Source organism: Prevotella melaninogenica, from assembly GCF_018128065.1.
Classification (GTDB): domain Bacteria; phylum Bacteroidota; class Bacteroidia; order Bacteroidales; family Bacteroidaceae; genus Prevotella.
The window spans coordinates 258243-270718 of record NZ_CP072359.1 but is presented as its reverse complement, the minus strand read 5'-3'; the positions used below and the strand labels follow the sequence as shown (position 1 = coordinate 270718).

Here is a 12476-nt window from a genome sequence, read left to right as displayed (position 1 = left end):
TTGGTTGTTTTCTTTGTAATCTTCGTGTGTAAGACGGGATTTTATAGTATCTTTGCAAGTAGATAAAAGAACACATTTTAGATGGAAAAGAAGAAACAGATAGATTGCTTTCTGCCGTATAGCACAACTGCAATGATGCAGTCGCTTGCTGCACAGTTGTACGAGGACGGTGTGGTGAACAATATATATATGTTAGCTGCAGATGTCCTACCTACAGAGGCATTGCCTCAGTATGCGCATCAGTTGCAGGCAGGGAGCTTGCTTTCTCTGGCTACTATGCGCCTTATAGCTACAACAGCAACGAGTGATTATACCTTGCTTTATTTGAAGCAAGGACCTGTCACGTTAGGTTATCATGCGCTTGAGCGTATGCTGCAGGTGGCTGAGGAAACTGGTGCGGCAATGGTTTATGCTGACCATTATTCAGTGGAAGCAGGCAAGATTGTGAAGCATCCTGTTACTGCTTATCAATTGGGCAGCATCCGTGATGACTTCGATTTTGGTTCTGTAGTACTTCTCAAAACTGCGTATTTGAAGGAGTATGCTACAAGAGAAATGACAAAGGATTATCAGTTTGCGGGCTGGTACGACCTTCGTCTATTCTTAAGTCGTAAGGGAGAACTCTTTCATCTGAATGAATATCTCTATACAGAGGAAGAGGATGACCTACGTGCAAGTGGTGAGAAGCAGTTTGATTATGTGAATCCTCGCAACCGTGAGGTACAGATTGAGATGGAGCAGGTAGCTACAGCGCACCTCGCTGCAATTAATGCCTTGGTCGATACCACGCTGTATGCACAGCCAGACTTTTCTGGTGAGGACTTCTCAGTGGAGGCTTCGGTGGTGATTCCTGTCTTTAATCGTGAGAAGACGGTGCGCGATGCGGTGGTTTCGGCCCTCTCACAGAAGACAGACTTCCCTTTTAACGTAATCGTTGTTGACAATCATTCGACAGATGGTACGACGGAGATACTGTCTTCTTTGGCAGCTGATGAGCGTCTTGTACATCTTATTCCTACACGTACAGACCTTGGTATAGGTGGCTGTTGGAACTATGCCATCAATGATGTGCATTGCGGTCGCTTTGCTGTTCAGTTGGATAGTGATGACCTTTATTCTTCAGAGAATACTTTACAGACGATTGTCAACGCTTTTCATGAGCAGAAAGCTGCGATGATTGTGGGCTCTTACCGTATGTGTGACTTTGATCTTAACACCCTTCCACCGGGCTTGATTAGTCATAATGAGTGGACGGAGGATAATGGTTGCAACAATGCCTTGCGTATCAACGGACTCGGTGCACCACGTGCTTTCTTCACTCCTTTGGTTCGCCAGCATCAATTCCCTAACACAAGTTATGGCGAAGACTATGCGATGGGCTTGGCTTTCAGCCGTCGTTTCCGTATCGGACGAATCTATGATGAACTTTATCTCTGCCGTCGTTGGGGTGGAAACAGTGATGCTGTACTGAGCATTGATAAGGTAAATGCCAACAATCATTATAAAGATCAGCTGCGTACAGTTGAGATACTGGCACGTCAGAAACAAAACCAAGAAAGAGAGAAAGGGCTAACCGATTTTTTTCATAACCAGCTGAACCAATGGCAAGACGTTGCAAAACGTTTTGAAGAGTTGAAAGGTGTGCAGACGCGTGAGGTGGGTTCAGCCCTTGCGCAATTTAATCCTGCACGCTTGGTGAGTACAGGTGCGAAGATAGATAAGGCTACGCTGGCTAAGCGACCTTGCTTTCTTTGTGAAAAGAATCGCCCGGGAGAGCAGATAACACTGCCTTTTGGAGAAGGTTTTGAGATTCTTATCAATCCTTTCCCAATCCTTCCTGTTCATTTCACAATCCCTTCTCGCCATCATCAACTTCAGGCAATAGCGGAGAATTACGTACAGATACATCGTTTGTTGAGGGCTTATCCACAGTTGATGGTGTTTTACAACGGTCCGAAGTGTGGTGCCAGTGCGCCCGACCATCTACACTTTCAGGCAGGAACAAGTGGTTTGCTCCCTTTACAACGTGACTGGCAGCGGCTCCGTGAGACTTCTGTTCCGCTCTTGAAACTGAATGATGCGGAGGGAATCTATGAGATAAAAGACTATACCTGTCCAGCTTTAGCCATCGTGAGTCATACTGAGAAGAACGATGTAGAGTTGTTCAACTATTTATATGAGGCATTGCCTTTGAAGGAAGATGAGACAGAGCCGATGATGAATATCGTTGCTTGGCGCAGCGAGGAAGGCTTTGTTACGGTTGTGTTCCCACGTGAGAAGCATCGTCCTGATTGCTATTCGGCAGAAGGAGAGGGGCAATGTCTTGTCAGTCCGGGCAGCTTGGATATGGCTGGATTGCTGATATTGCCTCGTCAGAGTGACTTTGAAGGAATGACAGCAGAACGTGCTGAGGCTGTTTTACGTGAGGTGTCGCTGTCGAATGAAGCAATGGTTAATGTCGTAAAGCGGATTCGTAATAAGGCAGTTGATCTTGCTTTCGATGATTGGAGACAGGAACCTGTGGTTTCAGTAGGTATTGTTAGTGGTGATGAAATATGTTTCCAACTGAATGGTATTTATACAATTGGGAACCGAGAGGTGACAGGTCAGCAGACTGTAAAGCTCAAGAACGGTCGAATTTTGTGGGATTCTGCAGATTATCATGAACTTTGCTTTACGCCAAAGGATGATAACATATCCTTCACTTTAGACAATGTGATCATCGGAGTAGATTTTCATTGGGAACGTAAAGAGGCACAGACCTTCCTTGGTAAGCTACGTTTTGTCGTTGATGGAGATAAACTCTGGGCTATCAATGAATTGCCTGTCGAGCGTTATTTGACAAGTGTAATTTCAAGTGAGATGAGTGCTACATCATCATTGGAGCTTTTGAAGGCCCACGCAGTAATCTCTCGCAGTTGGCTGTTGGTGCAGATGAGAAGACGAAAAACCATCGAAATGGGTGTTCAGGCGGCTTCAGCACCGATGAAGGTGTCGGATGAAGAAGGTGTGGTTTGGTATGATAGTGATGCCCACACACTGTTTGATGTCTGCGCAGACGACCATTGTCAACGCTATCAGGGTATTACAAAGGCAACAAGTCCTCATGTAGAAGAGGCTATCAAGGCAACTCGTGGTCAGTTGTTGATGAATGGAAAGGATATCTGTGATGCCCGTTTCAGTAAGTGTTGTGGTGGTGTTTCAGAAGAGTATGAGTACTGTTGGGATAATAACCATAAGCCTTATTTACTCTCGATAGTGGATAATGCACCTTTAGGAACAGCTCCTAAGATTGACCTCACGGATGAAAAGACGGCACAGGAGTGGATCCTGTCGTCTCCAAAGGCGTTCTGTAACACAAAAGATGCGGCAGTCTTGGGGCAGGTTCTCAATAAATACGATCAAGAGACACAGGACTTTTATCGTTGGACAGTAGACTTCACACAAGCGGAACTTGCCGATTTGATTCGGCGGAAGAGTGGCTTTGACTTCGGAGAGATTATCAATCTCCAGCCTTTAGAACGTGGTAAAAGTGGTCGTATCACTCGTTTGAAGATTGTTGGAACAAAGCTTACTCGGATTATCGGTAAGGAATTAGAGATAAGACGTACGTTGAGTGAGAGCCATCTTTATAGTTCTGCTTTCGTGGTAGAACGTAATGAGATAGTTAATGATGTCCCACAACATTTCCGTCTTATTGGTGCTGGATGGGGACATGGTGTAGGATTGTGTCAGATTGGTGCTGCTGTAATGGGCGAGAAGGGCTATCGATATGATGAAATTCTTCATCACTATTATCAGACAGCAACCATTGAGGCACATTATGAATAAAGCATACGAAGATGCACGAGGAGCAGAAGATAATAAATGGAATACCTATTGTAGACCAGTGGCACAGTCATTGGCTTTGGCTTCCTACGCTCTATTTGACACGTGGACTTCCGTATGTTATTCTTTTGATGACTTCTTTAGTCTATTTCAATAGGATGGGCTTGTCGAATGGTGCTATTACGCTGACTTCCTCATGGTTTCTTCTGCCGTTCATCCTCCGTCCTTTGTTGGGTAGATTTGTCGTTGGCTATTGGAGTAAGTATGCTTGGATTATCCTAACCGAGCTGGTTATGGCATTAAGTTTAGGAGGAATAGCCTTTACGGCACCAACGTCTAACTGGTTTGAATGGACTGTCTTTTTCTTAATGATCATAGCAACGGTAGCTGCTTTGCATGATGTGGCTATTGAGAGGCTTTATAAGCGTGAAGCTGCTTTGTATCATCGTCCTGCTTTCTTTGGTGTTCGAGCAGTTTCTTATTTGCTATCTATTATCGTTGGAATGGCTATTCCTGTCACGATAGCAGGTAATTTAGAGGTTATCAATAGGACTGTAGCTCCTTCATGGTCATCTATCTTTTGGATTTTATCAACTTTGGTGACTTGCTTGATGTTGCTACATGCTATCACGCTTCCTAAAGACAATATTCATGCAAACCTCCCGATATGGAGTGGGGTGACACGTCAATGGTGGCACGATGTCAAGGCAGCCTTTATACGTCGTCCTCATTACGTGGCTAACTTATGTTTCTTATTCTGTTTTCTAATACCTGAAGGGATGTTCTTCAGAATAGCACCTCTCTTCTTGATTGACCCTGGGAGTAATGCTGGATTGGCACTCTCACCACAAGAGTTAGGCTTGGTATTAGGTATAGTGGGCACATTCTCGCTGATAGGGGGGAGTGCTATGGGAGCAACATTGGTGAGGAAAGATGGTTTGAAACGTTGGTTGTGGCTGTTTGTGATAGCTTTTACCTTACCAAAGTTTGTCTTTGTCTACCTCAGTTATTACTTTGTTTCCACCTTATCTATCATCAATCTGTGTATGATAGTTGAGCAGTTCGGAGCAGGACTTGGTCTGACGGTTTATGTTGTATGGCTTACTCATTGCACAAAAGGGGAACACTCCACATTTACTTATTCATTAGGTACGGCTATCACTGCTTTCTCATTGGTGATGACAGGATGGTTTACTGGTTTCTTGCAGGAGTATGTGGGTTATCGTCGCTTCTTCCTCCTTGTAGCAATCTTAGGTGTTATCAGCTTTGTCACGACCTACTTTATACCTGTCACAGAGGAGATAGGAAAGAGAAAAAGAATGGTTTGATAACGCTTGACATGACGGCTTAGCTGTTTGTTTTTAGCCGTTAACCTTTATAAAAAAGGCATGAATTTGTTTGTGTCTCACGGAAAATGTTGTATTTTCGCAAATAGATAGTTATAAAAAACAGTAAATAAAATGAAGATTAAGTATTTCTTAATGGCAGCTGTTGTCGCTTTGATGACAGCCTGTGGTACGGCTTCAAAGGTTCCTTTGACGGGTCGTACGCATCGTATCAGTGTTTCCGATGCACAGCTTTTGAGTCTCAGTAATCAGGAATATACAAAGTTTATGGCATCGGCAAAGCGTTCTACTGATGCGAAGAATACGGCTATGGTTCAGCGTGTAGGTCGTAACCTTGCTAATGCGGTGGAAACTTACTTGCGCAATAATGGTTATGCTAATGAGGTGAATAACTTCAAATGGGAGTTTAATCTTGTTCAAGACAAGCAAGCTAACGCTTTTTGTATGCCTGGTGGTAAGATTGTTGTTTATGAGGGATTGCTACCTTACACACAGAATGAGGCAAGCTTGGCAATCGTTTTGGGTCATGAGATTGCGCATGCCGTAGCTAAGCACAGTGCTGAGCAGATTACAAAGCAAATGAATCAGCAGATGGGAACCAATATCTTGGGTACTGTCTTGAACTCGGCTGTTGGTAGTGGAGTAGGCGATATTGCTTCACAGGTAGCGGGTGGATACTTCTCTTTCCGTAATTTGAAGTACAGTCGTGATAATGAAAGTGAAGCTGATTATATGGGACTTATCTTTGCTGCAATGGCTGGATATGACCCAGCAAATGCCGTAACATTCTGGCAACGAATGGCTGCAGCAACTAATAGTAATCGTTCTGAGATTCTGAGTGATCACCCTTCTGATGCTCGTCGTATTGAGGATATCAAGAAGTGGCTGCCAGAAGCTGAGAAATATTATCGTGGTCGTGGCTCTAATCGTGTCTCTTCTGCGGGATATTCACAGTCGTCTGGGACATTACATGTAGGCGGTTCTTCGTCTTCTAAACGCTCAAATAGGCGTTGATAAAGTTGATTAACTATCATTTATGATATCTTCTTACGGCTATTTGCTTTTCAAGAACGAAAGCAAATAGCCGTAATTTTTATATGATTATTACTGTTTGATAAAAAACGAAATGACATTCTTTTGTATGTGGAACTCCTCTCAAATTAACATAATCATATAAGGCTTGGAAAAATAAAACTCTTCAGACCAAATATCTGTCTTTGTTTTTTGCTTGAATAGCTTACTTTTGACGGCTGATTAACCCCATTTTTATAGTATATTATAAGCTGATGAGTACTCCGCACCATTGGTGCGAAGCACTAACACGACATGTGCTAAGCATTAACACGTCACGAGCTAAGCACGAATACGTTGGTTGGATATACAAAGATGCGAGCATAATGGTCATCATATTGAATATCAAAAGCCACTAACGGCTAACTTATACGAAATGTTTATTAGGTGTTATGATTTGTATTATATTGTCATCTTGTAAAGAAATACTTTTCTGATAGTTGGTAAGTAGCTATTAAAGTGTTATTTTTTTGTGAAAGATTTGATGGAATCATCTTTTATTATTATCTTTACAAACGAAATCAAACCTTTAAAGCTATGATGGATTATCTGATACAAAACCTGTGGTTAACATGGTTGTTAGTAGGTCTTGTTTGTCTGATTTTAGAGTTGATGAACGGAGACCTTTACCTTATGTGCTTTGCGATAGGTAGTTTATGTGCCTCACTTACTTCCGCATTCACGGATAGTTTTGTTGTTCAAGTTGTGGTATTTGCAGTCTTCTCTGTATTGAGTATTTTCTTAGTACGACCAGTTGCACTTAAATATCTTCATCAAGGTGCAGATAAAAGATTAAGTAATGCTGAAGCATTGATTGGTCGTGAAGGAAAGGTGACAGACGCTATTGAGGCTGGTGGATACGGCAGAGTAAAGATAGATGGTGACTCCTGGAAGGCGCAGTCTATTGATGGTGCTGCAATTGACCAAGGTGTTGCTGTACGTATTTTACGACTTGACTCTATAATTGCAACGGTTGAGCGTTGTTAGAAAGTTATCTGATAATAATTAAATAAAACAAATAATAACCTTCGATTTCTCCCTTTGTTAAGATAAAAAGACGAGTGGAGGAAATCAAAAACTTTAATGCTTATGGATATGATAGCTTATGTGCTAATTGCTATTGTTGTGTTAGCACTCGTTTTTGCCAAGATGTCAATTGTGATTATCTCACAAAGTGAAACTAAGATTATTGAACGTCTTGGTAAGTATTACGCAACCCTTCAACCCGGTATCAACATCATTATTCCTTTCATTGACCATGCTAAGGATATTGTGGCATTGCGTGCAGGACGTTATACCTATACTAACTCAATTGATTTGCGTGAGCAGGTGTATGACTTCGATCGCCAGAATGTAATCACAAAGGATAATATTCAGATGCAGATTAATGCACTGCTTTATTTCCAGATTATTGATCCGTTTAAGGCTGTTTATGAAATTAATAACCTCCCAAATGCTATTGAGAAGTTAACACAGACAACGCTTCGTAACATCATTGGTGAGATGGAACTTGACCAGACTCTTACTTCACGTGATACAATTAATACTAAGTTGCGTGCCGTTCTTGATGATGCAACAAATAAGTGGGGAATCAAGGTAAATCGTGTTGAGCTCCAAGATATTACTCCTCCAGCAAGTGTTTCGGAGGCAATGGAGAAGCAGATGCAGGCTGAACGTAATAAGCGTGCAACGATTCTTACCAGTGAAGGACAGAAGCAGTCGGCTATTCTCCAGTCAGAAGGTGAGAAGCAAGCAGCTATCAACCGTGCTGAAGCTAACAAGCAGCAGCAGATTCTGATTGCAGAAGGTGAGGCAGAGGCTCGTATTCGTAAGGCTGAAGCTGAGGCAATTGCTATTCAGAAGATTACTGATGCTGTTGGAAAGAGCACGAATCCAGCAAACTATCTTATTGCACAGAAGTATATTCAGATGCTTACAGAACTCGCTCAGAACAATAATCAGAAGACTGTTTACCTGCCATTTGAGGCAAGTAATCTGATGGGTTCTATTGGTGGAATTAAAGATATGTTTAAGTGATTCTCTTATTAAGTGTCACTTCTGCTGCGAACAATAAATATAAACACTAAAATAGATGACTGCTCCGTAAGGTTCTCTTGCAGTAGAGGAGCTTACGGAGTGAGTTTTTGAAGGAATGAAAAAACTTTGTATCTTTTGTGGTGCACGCCCTAACTTTATAAAGGTTGCACCAATTATCAGGGTAATCAATAGACTTTCTGAGGAGAATAGTTCTCATAAGGTTTCTTATTCATTGGTCTATGCGGGTAGTGCGGATGATCCTACACTTGAAGATAAGCTCTTTGAAAATCTCTCTATTCGTAGACCAGATGTTTTCCTTGGTGTTGAATGTGAGAATTTGAACGAACTTACAGGTCAGGTGATGTCTAAGTTTGAGAAGTATCTGCAAGAGAATCCAACCGATGTGGTTATCGTTGTAGACGATCTTGCTTCTACAATGGCTGCTGCTATTGTAACTAAGAAGCAGGCAATCACACTTGCGCATATTGCAGCTGGTACTCGTTCGTTTGATATTACGATGCCTAAGGAAATCAATCGCTTGGTAATTGATGGTCTTTCAGACATACTTTTTACAGCCGGATTTAGCAACAACAGCATTGCTAATAAGGAAGGTGCAGAACTCTCGAAGGTTTATATGGTGGGTAATATCCTCATTGATAATATTCGCTATGACCGTGAACGAATTGAAGGTATGAAACTTTCTGATATCAACGAGTTGGCTGGCTTACCTTTGAAGGAGGGTAACTATCTTGTCTTTACACTGAATCGTAAGGCGTTGTTAGCTGACCAAGAGAATCTTGAGCGTATGTTACATGCATTGAGTGAGACTGCTGGTGATATGCCAATCATTGCTCCTCTTCGTGACTCAGCTGTACAAGTTATCATGGCACTTAGCTTGAAGAAGAATATTAAACTGCATAACCTTCACATCGTGAAGCCATTGGGTTATCTTGAGTTTGCTTATCTTACGGCTCATGCTAAGGGTATTATTACAGACTCTGGTAATGTTGCTGAGGAAGCAACATTCAATGGTGTGCCATGTATCACGCTCAATAGCTATACCGAGCATATTGAAACAGCAAAGGTTGGTTCTAATGTTCTGGTTGGTGAAGACCCAGAACTACTCCGTTCGGCGTTGTCTGATATGGTTTCAGGAACTTGGAAGAAGTGTGGTGTTCCAGAGCGTTGGGATGGTCGTTCAGCAGAACGTGTTGTGCAGATTCTACTTGAGCGTCATTAATTAGATAATATACTGGGGGCGTTTTTACGCTTTTAAAGCAGGGATAGATAAGCTTCTTGTTCGGCATAAATATGTTTTGTCGGGCATTGGGGGATATCTATCCCTGTAAAATTCTAATCCTTGTACTCAGCAAAATGACTTGACTAAAATCATAAATCTGGGCTTTGAACGATGGTTTGTGATTGAAGACGAATTTGAATCTGAATTATTTATTTATCTTTGTATTTAAGGAAAAAGAATGAAATGCTTATGCATGGACATACAGATAACTATACTTTTCTGACACAAGCTCCGGTCCATCGTGTGATTGTCACAATGGCAATACCGACGATTATATCAATGCTTGTAACAGGATTATACAATATTGCCGACACGTTCTTTGTCGGTAAGATTGACACGCAAGCAACTGCTGCAGTGGGAGTTGTGTTCTCTCTAATGTTTTTTGTGCAAGCAATGGGCTTTTTCTTTGGGCATGGATCAGGCAATTATATCTCTCGTGAGTTGGGAGCACGTCGTCATGAGAATGCTGTAAAGATGGCTTCAACAGGCTTTTTTAGCTCTTTCTTTTTGGATTAGTCATTCTTATTCTTGGTGAAATATTCCTTACACCACTTTCGTTGATGCTTGGAAGTACGCCTACTATTCTTCCTTACACGGAAGACTATATGCAGGTTATTCTTCTTGGTGCACCATTCTTGACTTCTTCACTTACCTTAAACAATCAGATGCGTTTACAAGGAAATGCCAACTTTGCGATGTATGGTATTGTGATAGGTGCTGTATTGAATGTGCTTCTTGACCCTTTCTTTATCTTTACTTGTGATTTGGGGGTCAGTGGTGCAGCTTGGGCAACAGTTGTAGGTCAGATTGTTTCTTTTGTTATACTTTTCTTCATGGCACGTAGAGGAGAGAATATTGCTATCAAGTTTCGCAATTTTTCGCCTTCAATACAGATGTATAAGGAGATTTTCTATGGTGGCAGTCCTTCTTTTATGAGGCAAGGTTTAGCTTGTATTGCCACTATGTCGTTAAACTTAGCAGCTGGTGCTTATGGCGACTCTGCTATTGCTGCAATGAGTATTGTCGGACGTATAGCAATGCTTTCTTTTGCTGTTGTCATTGGATTGGGACAAGGCTTTCAGCCTGTCTGTGGCTTTTGTTATGGTGCAGGCTTATATGATCGTTTGAAGGAAGCCTATAATTCACGGTTACTATCGGTACTATTTTCCTTATTGTGTTAGCTATTGTTGGCTGGATGATAAGTGATTCGCTTATAGGTGTCTTCCGTGATGACCCCGAAGTGATAGCTATTGGTGTTGTTGCATTGCGATGGCAACTCTGTGTTTTCCCTGTTAATGCACTTATTTTGGCAAGCAATATGCTTGCTCAGACCTGCCGCAAGCCGTGGCGTGCGAACATTTTGGCAGCAGCCCGACAAGGTTTGTTCTTTATTCCGCTGATATTTATTCTTCCATCTTATTTTGGGCTGTTAGGTGTTGAGATGTGTCAAGCCGTCAGTGACGTGCTCTCTTTCACGCTTACAGTACCGATTGTTATTTACACCTTCCGTGAGTTTTCACGTGAAGCAGCAGCAAAGAAAGCAACAGTATGAGTACACTTTATATTAAAAATATGGTTTGTGATCGCTGTAAGATGGCTGTTAGCCAAACTTTGCAGCAGGTTGGACTACACCCCCAAAAGGTTGAATTAGGTGAGGTTAGTATTGAGGAAGACCCTTCTTCTGTCCAACTTTCTATCCTTCGGACAGCCCTTAAAGAGCTCGGTTTCGAACTTCTTGACGATCGTCGTCAGCAAATCATCGATCACATCAAGTCTGCTTTAATCAGACTTGTACATTACCATGATAATCAAAGTTCAACCAATCTTAGTGATTATCTTTCATCTGAACTTCGTCAGGACTATAGTGCGCTTTCAAAACTCTTCTCAGAGGTTGAAGGAAAGACTATCGAAAGATATTATATTGAGTTACGTATAGAGCGGGTGAAAGAGTTTATTCGTTATGATGAGTTGACCTTGACGCAGATAGCCTTTCATATGAATTATTCCTCTGTGGCTTATCTTTCCAGTCAGTTTAAGTCAGTAACTGGCATTACTCCAAGTCAATTCAAGGCGATGAAAGATAATCTTCGAACACCGTTAGATAAACTTTAAACAGTTCTTGTTTACGATAATCTTATACTCTTTAGGTGAGTGTTAGTATTGTTGTTATGTTTAGGATGTGAGGGAGAAGTATATAGAGAGGTAATAGATGAGTGTTTTAATGGCGTAAAGCAGTGTTCTTTGTAATAATATTTTACCCATAAAATTTCAATAGGGCGTTAATAGCATTGCAATTAAGCCTTAATAGACTTCTAAAAGATGCCCTTTAAGAAATTTACTAACGCCCTTTTGAACCCTAAATAAGCACCTCTTCTTACACGCTTTTATAACTATTTGATATCGTGATAGTTATAAGAGCGTGTTTTAAGGGGATTTTTTGATGTTTTAATACTGAATGAGGTGTGATTTGTGTAAAGATATTTCGCAGCCTTTGATATGCTAAATCGGACACCTTTAAATAGTATTGTTTGCTTTACTTATGAGGCAATACGATAAGTTATAATCTTTATCCATAATTCTATAAGACATCTTTAATAATATATGTGTAACTTTGCAGGTGTTAAGTAGAAGATATTTTATAACATTATAAGAGTAATAGAAAGGAAAGAATTATGAAGAAGAGTGTTTTTGCAGTAAGTGGTATGAAGTGTGGTCATTGTAAGGCAACGGTAGAGAATGCTTTAAAAACTATTCCAGGTGTAGTTTCTGCAGACGCAAATCTTGCAGATGCAGATGTTACAGTAGAGTATGATGACAGTCTTGTTAGTCCATCTCAGCTGAAGGAGGCGGTAGACAATAGCGGACGTTTTGAGATGAGTCTATAATTGTTTATA

Annotated in this window: 8 protein-coding genes and 1 pseudogene; all 9 read left to right on the top strand. The window is 41.3% G+C overall.

The features are described 5' to 3' along the window. Positions 1-81 precede the first annotated feature (81 nt). The 9 genes and pseudogenes from J5A56_RS01175 (at position 82) to J5A56_RS01135 (ending at position 12467) form a co-directional block, all read left to right on the top strand. Positions 82-3831 carry a DUF4922 domain-containing protein gene (locus tag J5A56_RS01175; protein ID WP_021672712.1) on the top strand — a complete coding sequence of 1250 codons (3750 nt, stop codon included), beginning with the start codon at positions 82-84 and terminating at the stop codon, positions 3829-3831. Between the two features lie 11 nt (positions 3832-3842). After that, entirely contained in the window at positions 3843-5156 is a 1314-nt protein-coding gene (locus J5A56_RS01170) for an MFS transporter (protein WP_021672713.1), read from the top strand. 132 nt (positions 5157-5288) lie between these two features. After that, positions 5289-6188 carry a M48 family metallopeptidase gene (locus tag J5A56_RS01165; RefSeq protein ID WP_021672714.1) on the top strand — a complete coding sequence of 300 codons (900 nt, stop codon included), beginning with the start codon at positions 5289-5291 and terminating at the stop codon, positions 6186-6188. Positions 6189-6782: 594 nt separating this feature from the next. Next, positions 6783-7232, top strand: coding sequence for an NfeD family protein (locus J5A56_RS01160; protein ID WP_036920272.1), 450 nt, complete (start codon positions 6783-6785; stop codon positions 7230-7232). A gap of 102 nt (positions 7233-7334) precedes the next feature. Beyond that, positions 7335-8282 carry an SPFH domain-containing protein gene (locus tag J5A56_RS01155; protein WP_036920295.1) on the top strand — a complete coding sequence of 316 codons (948 nt, stop codon included), beginning with the start codon at positions 7335-7337 and terminating at the stop codon, positions 8280-8282. Between the two features lie 115 nt (positions 8283-8397). Further along, entirely contained in the window at positions 8398-9522 is a 1125-nt protein-coding gene (locus tag J5A56_RS01150; protein WP_021672717.1) for a UDP-N-acetyl glucosamine 2-epimerase, read from the top strand. Positions 9523-9765: 243 nt separating this feature from the next. Continuing rightward, positions 9766-11134: pseudogene (locus tag J5A56_RS01145) on the top strand (MATE family efflux transporter). Then, a complete protein-coding gene (locus J5A56_RS01140; protein WP_021672719.1) occupies positions 11131-11694 on the top strand; it encodes an AraC family transcriptional regulator in 564 nt (187 codons plus the stop codon). The pseudogene J5A56_RS01145 and the gene J5A56_RS01140 overlap by 4 nt, the downstream one beginning before the upstream one ends. A gap of 560 nt (positions 11695-12254) precedes the next feature. Next, on the top strand, positions 12255-12467 hold the full coding sequence (locus tag J5A56_RS01135; protein ID WP_021672720.1) for a heavy-metal-associated domain-containing protein: 213 nt from the start codon (positions 12255-12257) through the stop codon (positions 12465-12467). Positions 12468-12476: the final 9 nt, after the last annotated feature.